Source organism: Rothia sp. 18CD1-1 (genome assembly GCF_055285355.1).
On the sequence record NZ_JBUZLI010000008.1, the window covers coordinates 354,417 to 378,850 of the forward strand.

The following is a 24,434-nucleotide window of genomic DNA, read 5'->3' on the forward strand; positions in this document are numbered from 1 at the left end:
ACGAATAATTGTTAGACCAATTAGCGAATATATATCTCACCTAAATTGAGAGCTGAATAAATACTTCACCGTTTTCCACCCTGGTGGGATAAACGTTGAGCCGGTAGTCATTCCCGTTGAGCTGCTCCCCGCTCTCTAAGCTGTACTCTTCTTTGTAGAGCGGTGACGCAATAGTGGGCACCCCCTTCTTGTTTCCCGTGATTCCGCGGGCTATCACCAGGGCACCGCTGCCGGGGTCCCGGTGGTCTACGGCAAAAATACGGTCGTCAAGAAGCCTGAAAATTGCGTATTGGTGATTGTCGATGAGGGCCACCTCGCCCCAATTTGGTTCAAGATCTATCACCTTGCAGACCTTGTGCCACTTTTTGTCGCTCATACCCATAACCTCAATTCTATAGTGTGAGTCTCAAATATAGCTCGACGGGAAAGACGAGAATAATTTCAGTGCTATATTAGCATTACTGATTCCGAATATTTTTGGGCTTCCCACAGGCCCGTAGCAACCGTGAAAAATGGTGAACTTCATGACTGAAACCCGCGCACAGGATTCCAGGAATATTCTTGTGGTTGGAGGTGGTCCAGCTGCATGGCGATTTGTTCGCGCCTTCCTCAGCGAGAACACAACAGACACCGTTACCGTCATCTCCGAAGAAGACCACCTGCCCTATGATCGAGTTGCCCTGGAAAAGCTTTTCAAGGATCCGGAAAAAGACCTGACCCTGGCCAATCCCGAAATATGGCGGGCCCCGACCGTCAACCTTGTACGCGGTGTACGCGCCACGGCGCTCGATCGTAAAAATAAAACCGTCGCAGCAAGCGACGGCAAAAGCTACCCCTACGACGAACTGGTGCTGGCCACCGGTTCAAGCGCTGTCAAAATTCCGATTCCCGGATCAGAGGTCGCCCATACCTTCCGCACCGTTGAAGATGTGCAGAACATGGTTGCCGAGGTATCCCGCCTGCAGCGGGAACTTTCCCGGCCCCCCAAAGCGATAGTTGTGGGCGGCGGCCTGCTGGGGCTTGAAGCCGCAGAGGGACTCAGAGACCTCGGCGCCGCACCAACCATTTTAGATGTTGCTCCCTGGCTTCTTTCCATTGAAGTTGACGAGGGTGGCGGCCACCTGGTCAACAGTCTGATCCGTGATGCCTCCATCAACATTGAGACCGGTGCCTTTATCTCCTCGATCAACCGCAATACCGCCGGCGATGTCGTATCGGTCTCGGTGGCCGACGGCATGGGGGACGAAGCGGCCCTTCACAGCATCGACGCCGACCTGGTCTGCATGGCAGCGGGTATCCGCCCCAACGATCAGCTGGTCAGAGATGCCGGTATGACCGTCGGTGACCGCGGCGGGCTGGTGGTCGACGACCGTTGCCGCTCCGAAGACGAACATATCTGGGCTATCGGTGAGGTCGCCTGTGTGCTGGGCCGCACCTGGGGCCTGGTGGCCCCCGCCAACCAGATGGCAGATGCCGTGGCTAAAAACCTCAATGGCCAAGATGCCTTTGTCGAAGAGTTCGATATTGCCACCAAACTGAAATTCTCCGGTCTTGAGGTCGGTGGTTTTGGTGACCGCCGAGCAAGCACCAAGGATGCCCTTGAGGTTCTCTATATCGATCCGGTGCAAAAAATCTACCAGAAGATTGTGACCTCACCCGACGCTAAAACCCTCCTGGGTGGCGTATTCGTGGGAGACGCGTCCCCCTTTGACGCGCTCAAGCCCCTGCTGGGCAGAGAGCTACCGGCCGAACCTGCCGCATTCCTCTCCGCGGCCGGTGAAGGTGCCCCCGACACCGAACTCCCCGACGACGCCATCCTGTGCTCCTGCAACAACATCAGTTTTGGTGAGGTACGGCAGTCGGTTCTTGACGGTAACCGCGATGTGCCCTCGCTGAAAGCTGCAACCTCTGCCGGTACCCAGTGCGGTTCCTGTGTACCCATGATCCAAAAAACTCTAGAGCAGCAGATGAAGAAACTGGGGCTCAGCCTTGATAAGTCACTGTGCGAGCATTTTAAGCTCTCACGCGCCGAGCTTTTCACCGCCGTCTCAGCGACCGACTACGACGACTTCCCCTCCATCCTGGCCAGGTTTGGGCAGGGTGAAGACGGCTGCGCCATTTGTAAACCAACCGTCGCTTCTATCCTCGCCTCACTGCGAGATTCCTATCTCCTCGACGGCGGCCGCGGCGGCCTGCAAGAAACCAACGACCGCAACCTGGCCAACATGCAAAAAGACGGCACCTACGGTGTGATCCCCCGCATCCCCGGCGGTGAGATCACGCCCGAAAAACTTGCCGTTATCGCGCAGGTGGGTCAAGAGTACGGGCTGTACACCAAGATCAACGGTGCCCAGCGCATCGGCCTCTACGGGGCCCGCCTAGAACAGCTACCCGAAATCTGGCAGAAATTTGTGGACGCCGGGTTCGAGTCCGGCACAGCCTACGGTAAATCTTTGCGCAACGTAAAAACCTGCCTGGGCACCAACTGGTGCCGTTTCGGTGTGGGCGACTCCTCCACCCTGGGGGTGCGCCTCGAACACCGTTACAAGGGTCTGCGCTCACCGCACAAATTCAAGATGGGTGTTTCCGGTTGTAACCGCTCCTGCGCCGAGTCACAGGGCAAGGATGTGGGCGTGATTGCAACATCAAACGGCTGGAACCTCTACTTTGCCGGTAACGGTGGTGCCAATCCCGCCCACGGTAGACTCTTCGCCAAAGATCTGGACGAAGAAACCCTGATCCGCTATATCGACCGCTTTCTGATCTACTACGTGCGTACAGCCGACAAACTCCAGCGCACCGCCCGCTGGGCCGAAGACCTGGACGAAAAGTACGGTGACGCTATCGAGCATCTACGGGAAATCATTGTCGACGACACACTGGGTATTGCCGCCGACCTCGATGCCGCCATGCAGCGACACGTTGACGCCTACGAAGACGAATGGGCAGCAACCCTCAAAGACCCCGAACGTCTGAAACGTTTCCGCTCGTTCATCAACGAGCCGGACACCCCCGACGACCGGGCCCGCATGTATGTGCTCGAACGCGAACAGATACGGCCAGCAACAGCCGAGGAGATTGCCTCCCACGAGCGCGGTGAGGGGCCGGTGCTTATCTCCGGGGCCAGAATCCCCGTAGCCGGCGGTAGCCGCTAACCCGGCTGTAACGTAAGGAAGCCCGTGTTTGTTGACCTCGACCTGGACGGTTCCACCGTGCTCCTGTGCGGAGAAACCGCCCGTACCACCCGCGTGGGACAAAAATTTGTGGAGGCGGGCGCGCTCATACAGGTGTCCACCGTTGACGACCTTGCGGATACGGTGGCAGAAATAACCGGCGGGGTTTCTCTGGTTGCCCTCTGCATGCCGGCTGACACGGCTACTGTGGCTGATTGGAAGTCCGCCCTGAAAGCTGCCGGAGTATCCGCCCCCGTTTATGTGGATCAGGAACAGCCGCCCTCGCGCACAGGAACGGTCTTTTTGATCGGTGCCGGCCCCGGAGACCCTGGGCTGATGACCCGTCACAGCCTGGAAGCTTTAGCAGCATCTGACCTTGTCCTCCTCGACCACCTGGCCCCGCACAGCGACCTAGCCCGGTGGGCACCGCGTGCCCGGGTGATCGACGTGGGCAAAATACCGGGTAAACATCGGGTGCCCCAGCACGAGATCGACACCATGATGGTGCACTATGCCCGACAGGGAAAAAATGTTGCCCGTCTCAAGGGCGGAGACCCCTACGTTTTTGGTCGCGGCGCCGAAGAGCTCTACGTGTGCGAGAAACACGGGGTGCCCGTGCAAGTTTTTTCCGGGGTGACCTCCTCAATCGCGCTGCCGGCCATGGCCGGGGTTCCGCTCACCCTCCGCGGTGTCTCGCATATGTTTACGGTGGTTTCCGGGCATCTACCGCTGGCTGACTCTGAGCTGGACCAGCTCGCCGGGCTTTTACACGACGGCGGAACGGTATCCATCCTGATGGGTGTCAAAACCCTATCCCATACGGTGGCCGGTCTGCGCGCTCGCGGTGTTCCCGCCACGATGCCCCTGGTCACGGTAGAAAACGGTTTCAGGCAGAACCAAAGGGAAATTTTTTCTTCGCTGGGCTCCTGCCTCACGGATCTGGCGGACGTTCAACCGCCGGCAGTGACCACGATCGGTGAGGTTGTTGCCGCGGTGGGCGGCCGCCGCGAAGAGCTCATGTCCGAGGCATTCAAAACCCACTAGGGTCTGTGGGCTTCAGCTCTCCTGTGCCACAATGGAGACATGCGTATTATGTCTATCCAGTCAGCGGTCTCCTACGGCCACGTCGGCAACTCGGCAGCGGTGTTTCCTCTCCAGCGGATGGGCCACGAGGTGATGCCCATCAACACCGTGCTGTTCTCTAACCATACCGGCTACGGCTCCTGGCGCGGCCCCCTCATCCCCGGCAGCGATATCCGCGACATTGTCACCGGTATTGACGAACGCGGCGGGCTCGATGACACCGCGCTGGTCATTTCGGGCTACCAGGGTGGGGCCTCTATCGGCGACGCTATTCTGGAGGCTGTCGCAAAAACCCGCACCAAGAACCCGACAGTGCTCTACTCCTGCGACCCCGTACTGGGTAATGCCACCTCCGGTTGTTTCGTTTCGGCAGAGGTGCAAGAGCTGATTCGTGACCGCGTTGTCCAGCATGCCGACATTATTACGCCCAACCAGTTTGAGTTGGGCTTTGTGACTGATACCTCTCCGGTCACTCTCGATGATGTGCTCAGCTCGGTTGAGGCCGCCCAACAGATCGGACCCGCAACGGTACTGGTCACCAGTGTTTTGACCCCCACCACCCCGGAGGGAACCATTCAAATGTTGGCTGTCTCGGGCGGTCAAGCCTGGCTCGTTACCACTCCCCGGCTGCCGCTGAAAGCAAACGGTTCCGGCGATGTCACCCAGGCGCTCTTCGCCTCCCACATCGCCGCAGCCAGACCCCTGCACGAGGCACTGGAGCTCACCACCGCCAGCGTATACGAGCTGCTGAAAAATACGCTGCAGTCGGGGCAGAGGGAACTACAATTGGTTGAGTCTCAGCAGGCCTACGTTAACCCGGTTGAGCGGTTTGCCGCGGAAAGGATCGCCTAGATAGCCCTCATCATCGAATCCAAAGCGCACCGGGCCAACACATCCGCTGCGTGAGAGTCCCCGGCAACCCCCAGAGGCTGCGCGAGCACCCCTCCGGCCGCAGACACAGACTCGCTGAGGCGGCTATGAAAGAAACCGGGACCCATAAGGTAGTTGGCCACAAAAACACCGGGGGCAGCCTTATGCTCAATCCTTGGCTCGATGTCGGCAATAAAACCGTAGTCAACGGGCTGGCCCAACTCATCAGACAGCAACCGGGTCTGGCTGGCGACCGCGGCCTGCCCGTCGGCGCGCGAGGATCCTGCCCCGGCTAGCACCACCGGTTGACCGTCCCGCCAGCCAGCCTCCTCAAGGCGGCTACGCAGCAGTCTAGCGAGCACCGGTGAGGGGCCCAGGGCATCCGCCACCGGGGCCATCTCCGTCCGCGATATTTTTGCCGCTCGGTACAGGTCGACCTGGGTGTGGTATCCCGTAGAGAGTAGAAGCGGAACGATCACGGCCCGCTCCCCAGCACACTCTGCCATCACATCACCAACGCGCGGATCCTGAACATCAACATAGGCTTCGTGTACGCGGTAACCACCGGGTTCGCGGACCTCCAGAAGCTGCTGCATACGGTAACGGACGGTGTCGATGACGGTACGAGAGTCAGCGCTGTGGGTGCCGTGGGCACAAGCAATCAGATGAATCATAGCTACTTTCGAATAACTTTATACTGTGCGGCCTGTGCCACAGGACGCAGGGTGATGCGGTCAAGGTTGACGTGGTGCGGCACATTGAGTGCAAAGGTTACGGTTTGGGCGACATCTCGGGCGGTCAGCGGTTTCTCGACCCCGGCATAGACTTTTTGGGCCGCCTCTTCGCTTCCCAAACGTACCCGCGAGAATTCTTCGGTGTATACCATGCCCGGACACACCTCGATCACCCGAACATTGTGCTCGGCCTCCTCAAGACGCAGCGCCTCGGTCATCCCCCGCTCACCAAATTTGGCAGCGTTATAGCCGGCGCCGCCCTCGTAACCAGCCTCGGCCGCGGTAGACGTAAGGTTAAGTACCGTGCCTTCACCGCTTGCGCGCAGTGCGGGGAGGAAAACCTGAATCATATTGAGAGTGCCCAGCACGTTGGTGGTGTACATCCACCGCCAGTCCTCCACCCGGCCCTCGAGCACCGAATCAGCCCCGTGGGCACCGCCGGCAATATTGACCAGGGCGTGAAGTTGACCGTCGGCCTGGTCGAGCACGGTGCGGGCAGAGGCCTGCACAGCCTTCTGGTCGGTAATATCCAGCGGTAGGGCTACTGCACCGGTGGCCGCCGCCAGGTTCTCCAGGCGCTCGGCTCGGCGGGCTACAGCGAACACCCGCCAACCGGTGGCGGTGAGCTGCTCAACAGTGGCGCGACCGATACCGGACGAGGCTCCGGTCACAACGGCGATTTTTCCGGCAGCGGCCCGGGGGCCAAAGGGATCAGCGGGTACAGGTTCTGTCATGGTTACCACTCTACACAGGGGGCCGAGTCCGGGTGGCCGGTACTTTACCGCGTTTCATGAGACAATCGAAGGCATGGCCGAAAATAAGCAGGGCATAGACACGCCCAAAGAAATCAATGTACCGAACCGTCCCGGACTCGAGGGTTTAGAAGAAAAATTTTCTGCTCGCTGGGAGGCCGAAAAAACCTACGCTTTCACTCGCGACACCACCCGCGAAGCCGTCTATTCTATAGATACTCCCCCACCGACAGCATCGGGTTCGCTCCATGTGGGGCACATGTTCTCCTACACCCAAACCGACGTGATTGCCCGCTACCAGCGTATGAAGGGCAAGAACGTCTTCTACCCTCTGGGGTGGGACGATAACGGCCTGCCCACCGAGCGTCGCGTGCAGAACTACTACGGGGTGATATGCGATCCCGCTGTCCCCTACGACCCCAACTTTGTCCCTCCCGAAAAGCCCACAAAAAATCAGCGTGACTGGCCCCGAATTTCCCGGGGTAATTTTATTGAACTCTGCGAGCATCTGGCCACCGATGACGAAAAAGTGTTTGAGCAGCTCTTTACCCGCCTGGGCCTGTCCGTTGACTGGTCCCACACCTACCGCACCATCGATGCACAGTCCCGTAAGATTTCCCAGCTGGGGTTCCTGCGCGATTTGGAAAGCGGGAACGCCTACATGGCCGAGGCGCCAACCATGTGGGATATTACTTTCCGCACCGCCGTGGCCCAGGCCGAGCTGGAAGATAGGGAGCGCGACGGGGCCTATCACCGTATTTCTTTCCACCGAGATAACGGGGAAAAGGTGTGGATCGAGACCACCCGCCCCGAACTTTTGCCCTCCTGCGTGGCACTGGTGGCCCACCCCGACGATGAGCGCTACAAGAACCTTTTTGGCACCAGAGTGACTTCTCCCCTGTTTGGTGTCGAGGTTGAGATTATGGCGCATCCGCTTGCCCAGCCCGATAAGGGGGCCGGAATCGCTATGGTGTGCACCTTCGGTGACACCACCGATGTCACCTGGTGGCGTGAGCTACAGCTTGAAACCCGCGCGCTGATTGGGCGTGATGGCCGTTTTACCCGCGAAACCCCGGCCTGGATTACCTCGCAGCGAGGCAGGGCGTATTACGCCGAAAAGATCGCCGGCACCACCGTGTTTACCGCCCAGAAAAACACGGTGGCTATGCTGGTTGAAGCCGGCGAGATGGAGGGTGAACCCACCAAGATTAAGCACCCTGTGAAGTTCTATGAGAAGGGTGATAAGCCCCTCGAGATTGTTGCTTCACGACAGTGGTATATTCGCAACGGCGGCCGGGATCCACAGCGGCAAACCACCCTGCTGGAGCGGGGCCGTGAGATTGACTGGCACCCCTCCTTTATGCGTTCCCGCTACGAAAACTGGGTGGAGGGTCTTAACGGCGACTGGCTGATTTCCCGTCAGCGTTTCTTTGGGGTGCCCTTCCCCCTCTGGTACCGGCTCGATGATCGGGGGGAACCCGACTACGATCATCCTATTGTGCCCGGTGAAGAGTTACTCCCCGTGGATCCGGCAGCTGAACCTCCCACCGGATACAGCGAGGATCAGCGCGGTGTTCCCGGCGGTTTTATTGCCGACCCCGATGTGCTTGATACCTGGGCGACCTCGTCGCTGACCCCGCAGATTGCCACCGGTTGGGCGACCGATGAGAGTCTACACGCGCTCACCTACCCCATGGATTTGCGGCCCCAGGGTCACGACATTATCCGTACCTGGCTGTTCTCCTCGGTGGTTCGCTCCCATTCGCTTGAGGATTCTGTGCCCTGGCGGCATACTGCGCTATCCGGCTGGATCCTTGACCCCGACCGTAAAAAGATGTCGAAATCAAAGGGTAACGTGGTGGTACCCACTGATGTACTCGATACATACGGTTCAGATGCTGTGAGGTATTGGGCGGCCTCGGCACGGCTGGGAGCTGATACCGCCTACGACGAGGGACAGATGAAGATTGGCCGCCGGCTGGCCATTAAGCTTCTCAACGCCTCTAAATTTGTGCTCAACCTGGGGGTAACCGCCAACTCGGTACTTACCCGGTCAGTCCAGGTCGATACGGTGACCAATGAGCTCGATAGGTCGCTGCTGGCTCGGCTAGCCGGCCTGGTCGATGAGGCGAGTGCAAGCTTCGAAAAATATGAGTACGCCCGCGCCCTGCAACTGTGCGAGAGTTTCTTCTGGTCATTTACAGACGACTATGTGGAGCTGGTCAAAGACCGCGCCTACGGTTCACGCGGCGGGCAGGAACAGGAGTCGGTTCTCACTGCGCTGGCAACAACACTTGATACTCTACTGCGGCTTTTTGCGCCTTTCCTTCCCTTTGTTACCGACGAGGTGTGGAGCTGGTGGCGTACCGGTTCGGTGCATCGGGCTAGCTGGCCAACTACCGGCGGTTATGCGGAGCTTGCCCGTGCGGCTGATCCGCAGGTTCTACCCACGGTGGGTCTAGCTCTGGGAGGTCTGCGCAAGTCTAAGTCTGAGGCCAAGGTTAAACAGCGCACCGAGGTCGCCTCCGCCACTATCTGCGCTCCCGATGTTTCTCTTCAGCGGATTAGAGCAGGAATAGCAGATTTGAAGGCAGCGGGCAACGTACGCGAGCTTAATCTAAGCGTGACGGAGGGTGAGCTCTCCGTCTCCGATGTTGAGCTTGTCACCGACGCTGACTAATTTCTAGCCCACTGTCAGCGGGTCGGTTTCTTTCGAAGAACCCGGCCCGCTCATAGTTTTCTTTAGTGATCTGCTCGCTCCAGAAAGAGAGGGTTGTTTTCCTATGCCCCATGAAAAACCAGGATACCCGCAGTACCGGGGTGAAACCGGTCAACGGGCCGAAACCATCGGCTATATACAGCAGCTGGGCGGTAGACGGGCCTTCAGCAGTCTGATGGATAAATTTTATTTTGTTTTTGCCGGGCTTGCTTCCCTCTGGTTAGCTATCGATGCGCTTCTGGTTGCCGCCTCGTCCTCGTGGTGGGCTCTTTTGTTGATTCTTGTGGTGTGGGCGTTTTTTGCCTATCTCACGCTGCCGCGGCTTCACAGGATTATGACCACTCTCTATGTGCCTAACTATTTTATTGGCCGCACACAAACCTCAGATGGTCTTCTGGGGGACCCCATTAACCTTGCTTTACAGGCCGAATCTGTGGATGTTCACACCGCCATGGAAAAGGCCGGCTGGCACCGGGCCGAGCCGGTTACCCTGGCCAGTTCCTGGCGTATTATTGTCAATACGCTCAGGCGGCGCCCCTACCCTACCGCCCCGGTATCCCCTCTCTATCTTTTTGGCCGCTCCGAAGATTTTGCCTACCAGCAGGAGGTTGACGGTTCACCCGAGAAACGCCATCATGTACGGTTCTGGAAAACCCCCGAGGGGTGGAAGCTGCCCGGCGGCGGAGAAGTTGACTGGCTGGCCGCCGCTACCTTTGACCGCGCGGTGGGGCTCTCCCTTTTCACTTTTCAGGTCACCCATAAAATTGATGCTGAAACCGATGCGGAGCGTGACTATGTGGTGGAGACCGTCCGTTTTTGTAACCCCGAGGCGGAACTTGATGTTATCAAGGATTTCTCTACCGGCTATCACTCGCGGAACGGCGGCGGTGACGCCATTGTTACCGACGGGGATCTACCCATTCTCGATGTGCACGGCGTGGTTAAAGAAGAGCTGGCTATACCCGATAACTCACCGCAGTCGCGGTATTCTCATCATCGGCGTCCCTGGGAATTGGTGGAGACGGCTCCGCGTTCACTGTGGGTAGCCGGGTTCTTCGTCTGTCTGGTGGCTGTACTACAAACCGTTATCTCTATCTCGCATCTGGGGCAGGATAACTACGCGCAGAAGGTACTGGATTTTGCCCGGGACTACGAGCTGCTCGATTTTGTGGATCGCGGTCTGCTTGTTCACCTTAACTGGCTTATTCTGTTGGGACTCATGTGTATCTCTCTGGTGCAGGTGTGGCTGGCTATCGGCGCCATGCGCGGACGAAACCGGGCTCGTAGGCTGATTCTTGCCCTCCTCAGCATTTCCTTCCTTGCGACCGCTATCCGCCTTGAGGTGGGAAATATCTACGGCGGTGCCCCCTACGCGGTTTTTATTCTCATGGCCTCACACGTCTTCGCTCTACTAGAGTTCACCTCGGACGCGGCCATCAACTACACCCACTACCGGACCACCAAGAAAACAACCGGCCAGTAACGCACCAGCTGTAACCATATTTCTTGGTTTATATGGTCTTCCGGGAAACCATACGAAATGGAGAATGATTCCACGGACCATTTTTAAAAATGCATCGAACTGTTTGTTTAGAAGTGTTGAAGGTAAGCTTTTCAGGCTGGTATCCCAGTAGAGAACCGTATCGTTTATATCGAACTCCCACACCAATCTCTACACGATTCTGCTCTGTTTTGATATGAGTCAATATGGAAAAACCTACCTTGTGTTCAACACCATCAACCAAAACAAAAGGTTCACTCAACAGGCGCAGAAACCATCCATTAATCCAGTGAGTTTTTACAATTATTTCGATATTATTCATTTTTGCCGGTATTGAAAATTGGGCCCACGGTACGCGGCCTTTTGAGTTCAAAAAATCCGGGGTGACCTGCTAGCGTGACCGCGGCATCAAAAACTTTTCCTGCCTCTTCCCCGGTGGGCGCCGGACTCATCACCGGGCCAAAGAAAGTAACACCGTTGATAGACATGAGAGGAACACCGATATCGTCTCCACCGGCAGCCTCAAGACCCTGCCGGGTTGAGACCCGCATGGCATCGTCGTGGTCGGTGGATAAAGCGGCCTCAGCTAACTCTACCGGCAGACGGGATTCCTCTAAAGCCGCCGTGATTGCCATACTGTAGAGCTCTCCGGCGGTGTTTTTACGGTGATGAATCTGTTCTCCCAGGGCCGTGTAGAGCGCATCGACTTCCGCCAACGAATACTTTTGCGCAACCGCCGTCATCACCCGGGCCGGGCCCCAAGCGGATTCCATGTGGCGGAGGTAGTCGGCGGGCAGATCACGCCCCTCGTTGAGAACTGAGAGCGAGAAGGGGTGCCACACCACCTCAATATCGCGCACCTTCTCAACATCTTTGATCCAGCGGGAAGTTATCCAGCACCAGGGGCAGACCGGATCAAACCAGAAATCAACTCTATCGCGGGCCATGAGTTCTCCTTCACGGTGACAGGGGGAAACGTGTTCTGTACAGTTACTATGCCAGTTTCTGGGTGTTTGCCGACGACTCAAGAACAAGCACCGGGTCTTTATCACCGACTACCACATCTTCGTCAACAACAACCATTGAGATTTCGCTGCGCGAGGGAATATCAAACATGACCGGCTGCAGCAGCTCCTCCATGATTGAACGCAGGCCGCGGGCACCTGTGCCTCGCTCAAGGGCCAACCGGGCGACGGCACGAGCAGCCTTATCGTCAAAGACCAGCTCTACACCGTCGAGCAAAAACATGCGCTTGTACTGTTTAACGAGCGCATTTTTAGGCTCGGTGAGCACCCTCGCCAGTTCCGTCTCCCCCAGTTTACCCAGGGTGGCCAGCACCGGTAAACGACCTATGAACTCAGGAATTAGACCGAATTTAAGCAGGTCCTCGGGCATCGCCCGCTGCATCATGTCCTGATCCCGGGCCGTATCTTCAATCATCGCCCCGAACCCAATGCCTGTGCGACCCACGCGAGAACTCACGATATCTTCAAGACCGGCAAATGCTCCGGCAACAATAAAGAGCACGTGTGAGGTATCGATATGAATAAAATCCTGTTGCGGGTGTTTACGTCCGCCCTGGGGTGGGACCGCCGCGACCGTTCCTTCCAGGATTTTCAATAGGGCCTGCTGCACCCCCTCGCCCGAGACATCTCGAGTGATCGAGGGGTTATCTGCCTTGCGGGAAATCTTATCAATCTCGTCGATATAGATAATACCCTTCTGGGCCTTCTTGACATCGCCATCGGCTGCCTGGATAAGTTTCAGCAAAATATTTTCTACGTCTTCACCCACATACCCCGCCTCGGTCAGCGACGTCGCATCAGCTACCGCAAAAGGGACGTTGAGTTTTTTGGCCAGGGTCTGCGCCAAATAGGTTTTACCCGACCCCGTGGGCCCCACCAGAAGAATATTTGATTTAGCGATCTCCACCTCTTCGCCTTCACCCGCCACAAGCTGATTGGCATCTGTCACCGGGTTTTCCATAGCGCGAATCCGTTTGTAGTGGTTATAGACCGCCACCGATAACACGCGCTGTGCATCCTCCTGACCGATCACGTATTTCTGGAGGTGATCAAAAATATCGTGCGGGGTGGGAAGCTCCTCGCTTGTGCCCAGATCTTTGACCTCGGCCAGCTCTTCATCGAGAATCTCGTTACAGAGCTCAATGCACTCGTCACAGATGTAGATATTGGGTCCGGCGATAAGTTTACGCACCTGTTTCTGGTTCTTACCGCAGAAAGAACACTTCAGAAGATCTGCAGACTCACCGGTCCTTGCCATGCAGTTGATCCTTTCTTTTGCTCAGACTCCACCACCTAGGCTACTCCCAATACCGGCGCCAACCAACATGCGGACACACCCGCTATCGAAAATCTTCACATATGACGCCGTGTTACATTACCCGGCTCCACCGGGTAACAGGGGGTAAAAATCGGGTGCCCGCACAGACTCACCTGCACGGGCACCTATACACACCTGATACGGGCGAGCAGAACCTAGCTGTGATTATCCGCCCTATTGATCTTGGGCTTATTTGCCTTGCGAGACTCAAGCACCTGGTCAACAAGACCAAACTCTTGGGCGGCCTCGGCGGTCAAAATCCTATCACGCTCGATCACCTTGTCCACTTCCTCATAGGTCTTACCCGAGTGCAGAGCCAGGGTTTGAGCTGTCCACTCGCGCATACGCATCACCTCGTTGGCGTGGATCTCAATATCGGAGGCCTGCCCACCCTGCTGGCCGGCAAGCGCTGGCTGGTGAATAAGCACGCGGGCATTGGGTAGCGCCAACCGTTTGCCGGGAGTGCCCGCTGCCAGCAATACTGCCGCCGCCGACGCGGCCTGGCCCAGGCACACGGTCTGAATTTCGGGACGAATATACTGCATGGTGTCGTAGATCGCCGTCATAGCGGTAAAGGATCCACCGGGCGAATTGATGTAGAGAGTAATATCACGGTCCGGATCCTGGGATTCTAGCACCAGAAGCTGCGCCATAATATCGTCCGCCGAGGCATCATCGACCTGGGTACCCAAGAAAATAATGCGGTCTTCAAAAAGTTTGGCGTAGGGATCCTGGCGCTTGTAACCGTACGGGGTGCGTTCCTCAAAGCTAGGAAGAACATAGCGGTCAGCGGGCATACCCGCAGGTGCCGTTGATGAAGGGTTAATGTTCATTAAAAATTTTTCTCCTCGTATCTGCTTCCGCTCGTTATTTGCTGTTGGCAACCCTGACACCTGCGGTGGTGGCGATATGGTCAAAGAAGCCGTATTCTAGGCCCTCTTCCGCGGTAAACCAGTTATCGCGGTCATTATCTTTCAGAATGGTTTCTAGAGTCTGACCGGTGCGTTCTGCGGTGATCTCGGATAGGCGTTTCTTCATATCAAGAATAAGCTCCGCCTGGGTACGAATGTCTGAGGCCGTACCACCGATACCACCCGACGGCTGGTGCATGAGAATACGGGCGTTGGGGGTTGCAAACCGCTTGCCTTTGGTACCGGCAGTCAGCAGGAACTGCCCCATCGATGCCGCCATACCGGTCACCACGGTCACCACGTCGTTAGGGATAAGCTGCATGGTGTCGTAGATGGCCATGCCCGCGGTCACCGAGCCGCCCGGCGAATTGATATAGAGGTAAATATCCGCCTCGGGATCCTCAGCAGAAAGGAGCAGCATCTGCGAGCAAATCAGGTTTGCGTTGGAGTCGCGCACCTCTGAGCCCAACCAAATAATGCGCTCTTTGAGTAGACGATTATATACGTAGTCATCCTGCCCACCGGCAGAAGTTTCCATGGTGGGAGCCTGCTGGGAGTTTGGAAGGGTGAATGTCATATTCCGCTCCTTAATTCATTGGGGTGGGCCTCTGCATGAGGGCGCCACCTGTCTCTAACGCTCCTAGCCTACCGGCTGTCTCCTACCCTCGCCCCCTGTTTCGCTCTTGGCATTGACTCGCTCGACCCTAATGGTAGTAGGCGATGGGACCGTGTGGACCCTCGAGTACCTGCACGGGAGTATTGAAGATATCGGTGAGCAGGTCCTCCCGCATCATCTCTTGCACCGGGCCAAAGGCAGCCAGCTGACCGTCTTTAATAGCGCAGATATGGTCGGCATAGCGGGCAGCAAAGTTAATATCGTGAAGCACCACCAGAATGGTTCTGCCCAGGCTGCTGGCTGCCTCGTGTAGGTACTGCATCATCTGCACCGAGTGGGCTATATCCAGGTTGTTGAGTGGCTCATCCAGTAGCACGTAGTCGGTTTCCTGGCAGAGCACCATCGCCACGTACGCGCGCTGGCGCTGGCCACCAGACAGCTCGTCCAGGTAACGGTTCTCGAGCTGGCGCAGATGAAGAAAATCAATGTACCGGGAGATAGTTTCTTCGTCCGCGGTGGTGAGTCGCCCCCTGCTGTAGGGGAAGCGGCCAAAACCCACCAGCTGGCGCACGGTCAGTTTGGTGACATAGTGGTTTTCCTGTCTCAGGATAGAAACCACCCGGGCCAGTTCTTTGGATGGCGTGTTATGTACATCGTGGCCCCCCACGCTAATCGACCCTGCTTCTGCAGCTAGCAGCCGCCCTACCATGGTCAGCAGGGTTGATTTGCCGGCGCCGTTGGGGCCCACCAGGGCTGTGATACCTCCCGCCGGGATGGAGAGGGTGATAGGGCCGATGTGGGTTCCGCCGGAGTAGCTTTTAACAACCTGGTTCAGTTCAATCACAGGGTCCCCTTTCGCATGATGATAACCAGAAAGAGCAGGCCACCAACCAGTTCGATAATGATTCCCACAACCCCCTGGGCGGCAAAAATATGGTTCATGATGAAGTAGGCGGTGGTGAGCACGGCAAAGGCAAGAAGACTGGCTAGCGGAAAGAGGTAGCGGTGGTCATAGGTATCGACAAACTGGTAGGTGAGAGTGGCTACCAGGAATCCGAGGAATGTCATGGGCCCCACCAGGGCTGTCGAGACGGCCATGAGCACGGCTACCACCACCAGCACGAACAGGGATTCGCGCCGGTGGTTGACTCCCAGGTTGTTGCTGGCTGCCGGGCCCAACGAAAGGACGTTAAGGGTGCGGGCTCTGAGATGGAGTATCAGTGCTCCCGTCAGGACTATTGGGATGGCCACCGGGTAATAGGCCGGGTCGGCATTGTTCACGGAGGCGAAAAGGCGGGCGGTCAGCACATCAAATTCACTGGGTGTCATCATTCTTTGCATGAAAGTTGACACCGATCCCAACCCTCCGCCGAGGACAACCCCCACCAGCAGCATCACGTGCATGTTGGCCCGTTTACCGGTAAGGAGCCAGGAGTAGAGTAGCAGGCTCATTGCCACCATCATGACAATCTGAAAAACGAAGGTCTCAAGGGTTCTTGCCATGATCAGCCCGGAGGCACCGGCAAAATAAACAGTGGCCGTGTGGATTGCGGTATAAAGAGCCTGAAACCCCAGAATACCGGGGGTAATAATACGGTTGTTGACTACAGTTTGGAATGCTACGGTGGCAACAGCCTGGCACAGGGCGGCCACCCCCATCGCGATCACCGCGTTACTGCGTCGTTCAGCGATCAGCCACCATTTGGGGGTTCCGGTGTCAAAGGGATTTTTGTAGGCGAGAAGACCGAAGGTGGCCAATGCGGCTAAAGCAGCTACCGCCAGTACAACTATCCAGTATGTGCGTGCTGATGAGGCGGTTGTGAAGGCTCCTGTATGGCGGTCGTCTGCGGTAGACCGCCGCCGGGGTACGGGTGCGACAGGTCTAGGCTGAGACACGGGTCCTCCCCCTGAGGATAAGAAAAATAAAGACAGCCGCTCCCACAACACCCAGAATAACCGAGACAGGTATTTCAAAGGGGGCGATGATGGTTCGCCCGATAAGATCGCAGGCAGTCACCAGGGCAATCCCCGTGAGGGCAACCCAGGGCAGGTTGGAGCGCAGGTCATCTCCCCGGAAGATGCTCACCAGGTTGGGAACGATGAGCCCGATAAAGGGTAGGGACCCCACAACCACGGTCACCACCCCGGTGGCTAGGGCAATAAGGGAGGTGCCAATGAGGAGGATCCGGTTATAGTTGAGCCCGAGGTTAGTGGTAAATTCTTCTCCCAGGCCGGCCAGGGTGAGCCGGTCTGCGTACCAGAAGACCGCGATGAGCACGATGAGTACCAGCCAGAGCACCTCATACTGGCCACGGATAACCGAGGTAAAACTTCCCGCAAACCAGACTCCCAGGTTTTGTAGCAGGTTAGTGTGCAGGGCAAAAAAGGTAGAGATGGAGCTGATCACCGCTCCCAGCATGATTCCCACGATCGGGACGATCAGGGAGGATTTAAGAGAGACCCTTCGCAGGAAGGCGAAAAAGACCAAGGATCCGATAAAGGCGAAAAGGACAGCAACAGCCATCTGTTCGAGCACCGTCGCTGCCGGGAAAAAATAGAGCATAAAGAGTAGGCCCAGTCCCGCCCATTCGGTGGTACCGGTGGTGGTGGGTTCTACGAATTTATTCTGGGTGAGAAGCTGCATGACCAGCCCGGCCATGGCCATAGATGCGCCAGCCAGTATCAGGGCCGCGGTCCGCGGGATCCGGGTGATGGCAAAAATATTGGCGCCGTCGGTGCGGGTGAAGATACTGTACTCCCCTATGGACAGGGAGATAACCAGTAAGGTTATAACACCCGCAAGAGCGAGCATAAACTTCCCGTTAACCAGCTGCCCCCGTCTATGACGGTGGTCTGGCGTTTGCTTTGTGTCTCTCATCATCTGACAGGAGCCCACCGCAATCCCGGGATTGGGTGGGCCCCTGTGTCCTTTTCGCTCTCTAGGGATCGATTCCGGCAATCCAGACTATTTGGCCGCTTCAAACTTGTCGGCAATATCGTTAAGAATCTCGGTGTAGGTGATAATAGATTCGTTAACGTAGGTGTCTGCCGGAGCGTATTCCACCTGGCCTTGGGTGATGGCGGTTACATTGGCGAGAGCTGCGTTACCGCTGATCACGTCGGCAGCCGGGGTTGCCTCAGAAGACTCCTGAACAGCGGCATCACGGTCCAGCACAAAAAGCCAGTCGGGGTTGGCTTCGGCGATAGCCTCAACCGAGATGTCATCGCCCTGGTGATTGTCGGAGGCGTCAGAGACGGTCAAAGCGGGTTTGAGCCCCAGCATGTCAAAGACGGGTCCGTAGGTACGGCCGATGGTGGGGGCAATATAGCCGATCTCCCCACCGGAAACGTTCACGGCCATGACCGTAGAGTTGCCGTCGTACGCCTCCTTGGCCCGGTTGAGGGCGGCATCAAAATTATTGACCAGCTCTTGGGCCTCTGCCTGTTTACCAAAGACTTCGCCAAGAACGGTCACCTGCCGTTTTAGCTCGGAATCCAGGGGTTCGCCCTCGCGGGGTTCAAGTTCTAGGACAGCAGCCTGCGGGTTGAGGTCTTTGATGGTCTCGTAGTGCTGGGTGAAGCGCTGCCCGTTGACGATCAGATCGGGTTCTTCTGCGGCTAGCAGCTCCAGGTTGGGTTCACGGTGGGTACCGATATCGGTGATGGAGTCATCGTTGGTGTAGGACTGGAGAGTGCTGGGAATCAGCCCTTTGGGTGCGGCCACCAGGTTAACGCCCCATTCGGAGAGAACCTCGAAGGTGCGGTTATCGGTGGAGGCCACCTTTTGAGGGGGTACGGTTACGGTTACCTCACCGAAGTTATCGGTCACGGTGACCGTTCCCGAGCTCTGGCTGGCGGAGGCTGAGACGGAAGATTCGGAGGAGGAGTTTGCGGCTCCATCGCCGCAGGCCGCCAGAGCGATGGCAACTACAGAGGCGACCGCGATTAAGGATAGACGGTTGGTTTTCACGGAATGGGTCCTGTTTCTCTGGGTAGCATGTGTATGGTTACCCTTAGTCAGTCTTAAGGGTTGACCTATCTCATGCTACTAGGCTCACAGGATACAGAACAAGCCTGGGACCCAATTACCGCACTTTTTTCTATCCTTATTTTTCTTTGCGTCGTCCCGGGGGGGGTGGCTCAAGTCCCCGCCCGTTTAAATAGACCCTGGGCCCCTCTCGATCTGAGAGAGGGGCCCAGGGTAGCGCGTAAGACCCACTCCACCGGGTGAAAGGTGTTCACCGGTGCGAGCATGGGAGCCTTTTACTGATCAGCGGATGGTGTCTCGTCTTTGAGGAAGGAGGAGAGATCAACGTCTTTGCCGTCAGTGTCTTTCACCTTTGCTGAGGCCAGTACCGACGCCAGAGCTTTAGAGCGGCGCACCTCACCAACAATGAGGCCGGCCTGACCAGAGCCGTCAAGCATCTGCGCGAACTGGTTGGGATCCATACCGTACTGTGATGACATGCTCACAATGTAGTTGATAATCTCGGACTGTTCGACGCCGATTTCTTCTTGCTGGGCAACGGCGTCGAGCACCATTTCGTTTTTGAAGGCGGTAACGGCGTTATCGCGTACCTCTTGGCGGTGTTCGTCGGTATCGTGGCCTTCTTCAGCACCGGGGGCGTTGAAGTGCTGACTTATTTGCTCTTCAATCACCTTGTCGGGGACATCGACTTCCACCATATCCACCAGTTTTTCGAGTAGCCGGTCACGGGCCTGGGCTCCCTGTTCGGCGATCTTAGATTCGGCGGCCTGCTTTTTCAGGTCTTCCTTGAGCTCGTCGATGGTGTCAAATTCTGATGCCAGCTGGGCAAAGTCGTCGTCGGCTTCGGGGAGTTCGCGCTCTTTGACCGCGGTGAGCTCAACGTTGACGGTCGCCTCTTCGCCGGAGTGCTCGCCACCGGCAAGCTTGGTTTCAAAGGTTGCGTCTTCGCCGGCGGACAGGCCGGTGAGAGCCTCGTCGAGACCTTCGAGCATAGTGCCTGCCCCCACCTGGTAGGAGAGGTCTTTGGCTGTGTCTACTTCTTCGCCATCGATACTCGCTTTGAGATTGATGGTCACAAAGTCACCGTCTGCGGCTGGGCGGTCTACGGTGTTGAGGGTGCCAAAGCGTGAACGGAGTGCGTCGAGTGCTTTCTGCTCATCGTCCTCGGTGACTTCGGTGGCATCTACTTCTACCTCAATGCCGGAGTAGTCGGGCAGCTCTATATCGGGGCGTACAACAACCTCGATGGTCAGTTTGATGTCGTTTTCGCGGGCATCTTCTTCCGGTTTGGAGACGACATCGAGTTCGGGCTGGGCCAGCGGAGTGAGATCGTTTTCTGCCAGGGCCTGCTGGTAGTAGTCGTTGAGTCCTTCGTTGAGGGCGTTTTCAACGATATAGTCGAAGCCGGTGCGCTGTTCAATGAGGGCGCGCGGGGTTTTGCCCTTGCGGAAGCCGGGAACCTGGATCTGCTGTGATAGAGATTTGTAGGTGCGGTCAAGGTGAGTCTTGAACTCGGCGAAAGGTACCTCGACCTCAATCTTTGCGAGGGTCGGTTTGAGCTTCTCGACGGCAGTCTTCACGTCCGTTGATCTCCTGATACATAGTTGGGTACTCCGGCAGTGGTGCGCGAAGTATTTTCTTGTGATGCTTATGAAAAGTGAAACCCGCCGGTTTTCGCGGCGGGTTTCGCTAGCTCATGTCGGGGTGACAGGATTCGAACCTGCGATCTCCTGCTCCCAAAGCAGGCGCGTTAGCCAAGCTACGCCACACCCCGCTCTTACCGCAAGCACTAAAAGTCTAGCGGTAATTTCCCAAAATTCCCATTCTCAAGCGTTTTGGCGGTCTTCGGCGCGCCGGGGTCTCTAGAGAGATACCAGCGGGAACCGGTGACCGGCACGGTTAGTGTGTGCGGGGTGAAAGGAACAGGAAGTATTCGTGTTTTTAACGGACGTCGCTGCGCGTGAGGACCGTGAAGGCGGTGACCCCAGCCGCTGCCACCCATGCCGCCAAGACGATGCCACCGTGTTCGGGTGAGAGCAGCTGCGGGTCGTGCCCGATAAAGATGGTGATCGTAGCCAGGTCGGGCAGAAAGCGGGCCAGGGGTGTGAAGGCGTGAATGACCATGCTCAGCCCTAAGATGAGTGGCACCAGCGTTGCCAGCGGCACCACTAGCGAACGGCATGCCGTGGCTAGAAATGCCGCAAGGAGCGCCAAACCCACCCAAGATGCACCCGCCGCGATCACAGTGTCGGCCGCTAGATTCGGACTCACAACCAGCAGTGCAACGCCTACGCTCGCAAGGTAGGAGACACTGACAGCAGCGATGACAACAGCGGTTTTACCCCAGAATAAAAGCGGTCGTCGGGGCACTGCCAGCAATGAGGATCTCAGGGCGGACTCGGTGTATTCCTGCCCGCTCACGCTGGCACCCACGATCACGGCGAATATTTGCGTTAGCTGCAGCGCTCTCAGGACAGCGCTGTGCGCATCGGCAGTGCCTGTCGGCGAGCGATTGATCAGCCATGCCAAGAGCGGAACAGCCACCAGTGGCGCGGCCACAGCTGCCGTCCCTAAACTATTTGTCAGCAATTTTCGCAGTTCGGCTCTTATAACCATGATCATCGGTTACCCACATCCCGCCGCACAAACAAAACTCCAGCGATCAACAGCAAGACCACGGTCGCCATGATCAAAGCTAGGCTTGCCGAGGGCTGCCACGCGCAAGCGCCTGCAGGAACATCCGCCAGACAGTGCCCTGACGCTACAGGCAGGTAACGAGCCGGAGTCCACGACGCAGCGAGGGCATCGCCGAGGCCGACTGCTTGCGGGACCATGAGCAGCATGGCCACTAGCCAACGTTTCGTGATCACCGCGATTGCCCAAGAAATCAGCGCGAACGCAGTCCATGTGAGCACGACAAGCCCAAGTACGCCCCATGTTTCGCTGGCTAATGTGAACGGGTTCAGGCCTTGTTCACCGAGCCTCATATGAGTCAGCACCAGGGTCAAATAGTTACCGACCGCTGCCAGCAGCACCAGCAAACCCACGGTAGCCGCGATCTTGCCAATAAGCGCTACCGGGCGGCGACCCGTGACCAGAAATGTAGTGCGCAGCTCGCGGCTCTGGTATTCGCTGGCCCCCAGTAGTGCCCCGAACACAACAATGACTGCATCACCGAAAGCCATGACATCGAAACCCATGAATGCTACCGGCTGCAGCGGCTCTGCCAAGTCAGGATGGGTTTCGGGCGTTGCGTTCACCCCAATATCCGCAATCTGACTGGCCTCTAAGAGTGCAAACAGGGGCTGGGCCAGCACAATCAGGAATACCACGACCCAGAAAGACCGGCTCGAGACGATCTTGCGGACATCGAACACGCCTGCGCGAACAAAGGCGATCATTACGCACTCTCCGTGAGTTCGAAGAACAAATCCTCCAACGATTCCATGTGTTGTAGAACCTCCGGCATTGTTCCGGTCAGCACAATCCGGCCTTGAGCAATCACCACGATTGTGTCGGCGATTTCTTGTACCTCCGACAGCATGTGACTGGACAGCAGCACCGTCTTACCTGCACGTGCTTGGGCTGCGGAAAACCGACGAAACCAGCGTATTCCCGCCGGATCCAGCCCGTTCGTTGGCTCATCCAGGATCAGAAACTGCGGGTCTCCGAGCAATGCCTGGGCCAGCCCTACACGTTGTGACTCCCCGAGCGAGAGTGTGCCCAGACGGGCAGAACGCTTAGCAGTCATGTCGACAGCTTCCAATACCTCGCCAACCCGGCTGCGGGCGATCCCGTTACTTTCAGCAACAATCGAAAGCTGCGTGCCAACTTTCCGGCTCTTCGCCCCCGCTAGCCCGTCCAGTAGAGCCCCCGCATGAGTGAGCGGCCGCTCTAAAGCCTGGTAGGCGAGACCGTCGAATTCGGCGCGCCCCGCATTCGCGTGATCCAGGCCTAAAAGAATGCGCAGCGTGGAACTCTTGCCGGCACCATTCGGCCCTAGAAATGCCGTTACCTGCCCAGGTTTTGCCGCAAAATTGACCTCGTGCAAAATTTCGACACCGCGATGCGACTTACTTAAGCCCTCAACACGGATATGACCCTTTTCATGGTGATGAAAAATACCTGATTCAGGCATGATCCTCCTTCTGTAGAACCGGGGAAGTATCCAATAAATACTGTTCCTGAGCCATACGACGATACAACTCAGAGGCCCCCACCTTCCATGTGTAAACGTTCATTATTGAACGCCTCTAAATTGTCTTTTGCCTTCTCCTCAATAGAATAAACGTAAACCCAATATAAAGCACTGTTTGAAGGGCTGCTGCCACTATGCAAGTTGCAAGCTCGGATCCGAAACTTGACCCACCAACATGGAACGCTTCTGAAGATGTGGCAATCGCATACGTAGACAGCGCTTGAGGTAATATATCTCTCAATATACCTAGAGAGTCACTGCTCGTTATCGCAAAGCCGGAAACGCATAGCAAGAGACAAATACCTATTGGCCAGGCAAAACTTCTTGTCAAGTACGCGATCAAACCTTGAAATACAGAGAGTGGGAAGGAAACTACAGTAACAGACAGAAAGTTCCTTGCCACCTCACTAATGGAAAGATCCTCTATCCCCATCAAGATACCTACCGATATCGCAAGAATGGAAAAAATAAGGTGCATAATGAGGATGAGCAATACCCCAACGAGGGCTTTGATAATAAAGATTATCTCTGGTTTTTTATAATAGCTCTGTATCGCAAACCAATTGTTCTTTTTCAAGTCATCATTCCAGATCGACGAAACAACTACCGCTGAGCCTACATTGAAAAAGATTAAGGCATAGAACAATCCAGTTTGCGCGCTCAAAGATTCCCATCCGCTGCTGAGATCTTCTCGATTTCGGGAAAAATTGAGAGTACCTAAACCTACCGATAGTACCGGAACCAGGATACAGACTAGCCACACATAAGAACGCTTCAGTTTAAGCAACTCACTCGATAGCATAATTTTTCTCACCTCCAGATACGGATCTGCCGCGAGGCTAAGACTAGAAAGATTACACTTACGATACAGAAGCAAAGGATAGCAAAACTATTTAAGTTATTCATAACAACCATATCTCCATCTTGTTTATATGGTACTATTTGTGAATAGTAACCCCACGGTGAAATATACGAGAGAATGGACGGTGATAAAAAGCAGAAGGTTGAGATAAAGGCACTAGTAATCCCAGCCAACAGGACAATAACCTGAGATTCTACCGCACTGGCAGCAACAACAAAAAACAGGAAGAAAATTAAATTAATTATCCACAGTAAAATAAAATATAGTATCCACTGCGGATAGATAGAACCAGGTAAATTTAAAAGAATACATATTCCGAGAGTAAGAAAAAACTGAGCGAGACAGCTTACTGCCAGTAAGATGCACCCCACTAAACCTTTAATCCAAATTATACTGTTGATAGTGCAACCTGAGGTTGCTAGAAAAATCCAGCCGCGATCTGAATATTCAATATCCGTGAGTCGTGAGGCCATAACAGCAATGATTATTGGCCAGACCAGTGCAGAAAAGAATCCTGATGAAACTAAAACAGCAGGTAATATTTTGAATTCTTGTGAAGCATTTCCAGCCCACAATGAAAATGTAGATAGGATAGAAATTGCGATTGCTCCAGAGAATGTAATATATGGTATTCTAAGAGCATGCGCTTTATTCCATTCAAAAAGAAATTGACTCCGGAACATT

General features: G+C 56.1%; 23 protein-coding genes and 1 tRNA gene. 5 read left to right on the forward strand and 19 right to left on the reverse strand.

Features of this window, described 5'->3' with window-relative positions:
• Positions 1–40 precede the first annotated feature (40 nt).
• Positions 41–376, reverse strand: a complete 336-nt coding sequence (nirD, locus tag ACS1BR_RS08640; protein ID WP_463561549.1) for a nitrite reductase small subunit NirD — start codon at positions 374–376, stop codon at positions 41–43.
• A gap of 148 nt (positions 377–524) precedes the next feature.
• Here nirD and nirB point away from each other — a divergent pair, with 148 nt between their 5' ends.
• The 3 genes from nirB to pdxY are packed head-to-tail and all read left to right on the forward strand — an operon-like array spanning position 525 to position 5,108.
• Positions 525–3,155, forward strand: a complete 2,631-nt coding sequence (gene nirB, locus ACS1BR_RS08645) for a nitrite reductase large subunit NirB (RefSeq protein ID WP_463561550.1) — start codon at positions 525–527, stop codon at positions 3,153–3,155.
• A gap of 24 nt (positions 3,156–3,179) precedes the next feature.
• Complete coding sequence (gene cobA, locus ACS1BR_RS08650; protein WP_463561551.1) at positions 3,180–4,217, forward strand: uroporphyrinogen-III C-methyltransferase; 1,038 nt, start codon at positions 3,180–3,182, stop codon at positions 4,215–4,217.
• Positions 4,218–4,256: 39 nt separating this feature from the next.
• The gene (gene pdxY, locus ACS1BR_RS08655; protein WP_463561552.1) at positions 4,257–5,108 is read left to right on the forward strand and encodes a pyridoxal kinase PdxY; all 852 of its coding nucleotides are present in this window, start codon (positions 4,257–4,259) and stop codon (positions 5,106–5,108) included.
• Here pdxY and ACS1BR_RS08660 read toward each other — a convergent pair.
• Both ACS1BR_RS08660 and ACS1BR_RS08665 read right to left on the reverse strand, forming a co-directional pair.
• Positions 5,105–5,800 (reverse strand): sirohydrochlorin chelatase, encoded by a 696-nt coding sequence (locus tag ACS1BR_RS08660; RefSeq protein ID WP_463561553.1) that lies wholly within the window; start codon positions 5,798–5,800, stop codon positions 5,105–5,107. The two genes, pdxY and ACS1BR_RS08660, sit on opposite strands and share 4 nt — an antisense overlap.
• 2 nt (positions 5,801–5,802) lie before the next feature.
• The gene (locus ACS1BR_RS08665; protein ID WP_463561554.1) at positions 5,803–6,594 is read right to left on the reverse strand and encodes an SDR family oxidoreductase; all 792 of its coding nucleotides are present in this window, start codon (positions 6,592–6,594) and stop codon (positions 5,803–5,805) included.
• A 73-nt stretch (positions 6,595–6,667) separates the two neighbouring features.
• Between ACS1BR_RS08665 and valS the strand changes: the two genes are divergently transcribed.
• Positions 6,668–9,292: a valine--tRNA ligase gene (valS, locus tag ACS1BR_RS08670; protein ID WP_463561555.1), complete on the forward strand. Its 2,625-nt coding sequence runs from the start codon at positions 6,668–6,670 to the stop codon at positions 9,290–9,292.
• A 103-nt stretch (positions 9,293–9,395) separates the two neighbouring features.
• Positions 9,396–10,814 carry an LssY C-terminal domain-containing protein gene (locus ACS1BR_RS08675; protein WP_463561556.1) on the forward strand — a complete coding sequence of 473 codons (1,419 nt, stop codon included), beginning with the start codon at positions 9,396–9,398 and terminating at the stop codon, positions 10,812–10,814.
• A gap of 28 nt (positions 10,815–10,842) precedes the next feature.
• Here the strand turns inward: ACS1BR_RS08675 and ACS1BR_RS08680 are convergent, their stop codons facing one another.
• From ACS1BR_RS08680 to ACS1BR_RS08755, 16 genes are all read right to left on the reverse strand, one after another.
• Positions 10,843–11,154, reverse strand: coding sequence for a hypothetical protein (locus tag ACS1BR_RS08680; RefSeq protein ID WP_463561557.1), 312 nt, complete (start codon positions 11,152–11,154; stop codon positions 10,843–10,845).
• The gene (locus ACS1BR_RS08685) at positions 11,147–11,779 is read right to left on the reverse strand and encodes a mycothiol-dependent nitroreductase Rv2466c family protein (RefSeq protein WP_463561558.1); all 633 of its coding nucleotides are present in this window, start codon (positions 11,777–11,779) and stop codon (positions 11,147–11,149) included. Before ACS1BR_RS08685 ends, ACS1BR_RS08680 begins: the two co-directional genes overlap by 8 nt.
• 46 nt (positions 11,780–11,825) lie before the next feature.
• Positions 11,826–13,115 (reverse strand): ATP-dependent Clp protease ATP-binding subunit ClpX, encoded by a 1,290-nt coding sequence (gene clpX, locus ACS1BR_RS08690; protein ID WP_463561559.1) that lies wholly within the window; start codon positions 13,113–13,115, stop codon positions 11,826–11,828.
• A gap of 215 nt (positions 13,116–13,330) precedes the next feature.
• Positions 13,331–14,008, reverse strand: coding sequence for an ATP-dependent Clp protease proteolytic subunit (locus ACS1BR_RS08695; RefSeq protein WP_463561560.1), 678 nt, complete (start codon positions 14,006–14,008; stop codon positions 13,331–13,333).
• A 34-nt stretch (positions 14,009–14,042) separates the two neighbouring features.
• On the reverse strand, positions 14,043–14,663 hold the full coding sequence (locus ACS1BR_RS08700) for an ATP-dependent Clp protease proteolytic subunit (protein ID WP_463561561.1): 621 nt from the start codon (positions 14,661–14,663) through the stop codon (positions 14,043–14,045).
• A gap of 127 nt (positions 14,664–14,790) precedes the next feature.
• Positions 14,791–15,546 (reverse strand): iron ABC transporter ATP-binding protein, encoded by a 756-nt coding sequence (locus tag ACS1BR_RS08705; protein ID WP_463561562.1) that lies wholly within the window; start codon positions 15,544–15,546, stop codon positions 14,791–14,793.
• A complete protein-coding gene (locus tag ACS1BR_RS08710) occupies positions 15,543–16,598 on the reverse strand; it encodes an iron chelate uptake ABC transporter family permease subunit (protein ID WP_463561563.1) in 1,056 nt (351 codons plus the stop codon). Before ACS1BR_RS08710 ends, ACS1BR_RS08705 begins: the two co-directional genes overlap by 4 nt.
• Positions 16,585–17,514: an ABC transporter permease gene (locus tag ACS1BR_RS08715; RefSeq protein WP_463561564.1), complete on the reverse strand. Its 930-nt coding sequence runs from the start codon at positions 17,512–17,514 to the stop codon at positions 16,585–16,587. The genes ACS1BR_RS08710 and ACS1BR_RS08715 overlap by 14 nt, the downstream gene beginning before the upstream one ends.
• A gap of 153 nt (positions 17,515–17,667) precedes the next feature.
• A complete protein-coding gene (locus tag ACS1BR_RS08720; RefSeq protein WP_463561565.1) occupies positions 17,668–18,672 on the reverse strand; it encodes a siderophore ABC transporter substrate-binding protein in 1,005 nt (334 codons plus the stop codon).
• A gap of 293 nt (positions 18,673–18,965) precedes the next feature.
• Positions 18,966–20,270, reverse strand: a complete 1,305-nt coding sequence (gene tig, locus ACS1BR_RS08725; RefSeq protein WP_463561566.1) for a trigger factor — start codon at positions 20,268–20,270, stop codon at positions 18,966–18,968.
• 119 nt (positions 20,271–20,389) lie between these two features.
• A tRNA-Pro gene (locus tag ACS1BR_RS08730) sits at positions 20,390–20,464 on the reverse strand.
• Between the two features lie 167 nt (positions 20,465–20,631).
• On the reverse strand, positions 20,632–21,111 hold the full coding sequence (locus tag ACS1BR_RS08735) for a hypothetical protein (protein ID WP_463561567.1): 480 nt from the start codon (positions 21,109–21,111) through the stop codon (positions 20,632–20,634).
• Between the two features lie 197 nt (positions 21,112–21,308).
• Entirely contained in the window at positions 21,309–22,091 is a 783-nt protein-coding gene (locus ACS1BR_RS08740) for a hypothetical protein (RefSeq protein ID WP_463561568.1), read from the reverse strand.
• Positions 22,091–22,828 carry an ABC transporter ATP-binding protein gene (locus ACS1BR_RS08745; protein WP_463561569.1) on the reverse strand — a complete coding sequence of 246 codons (738 nt, stop codon included), beginning with the start codon at positions 22,826–22,828 and terminating at the stop codon, positions 22,091–22,093. The genes ACS1BR_RS08740 and ACS1BR_RS08745 overlap by 1 nt, the downstream gene beginning before the upstream one ends.
• Before the next feature lie 115 nt (positions 22,829–22,943).
• Entirely contained in the window at positions 22,944–23,690 is a 747-nt protein-coding gene (locus ACS1BR_RS08750) for an ABC transporter permease (protein ID WP_463561675.1), read from the reverse strand.
• Positions 23,691–23,698: 8 nt separating this feature from the next.
• Positions 23,699–24,433, reverse strand: a complete 735-nt coding sequence (locus ACS1BR_RS08755) for an ABC transporter permease (protein WP_463561570.1) — start codon at positions 24,431–24,433, stop codon at positions 23,699–23,701.
• Position 24,434 lies beyond the last annotated feature (1 nt).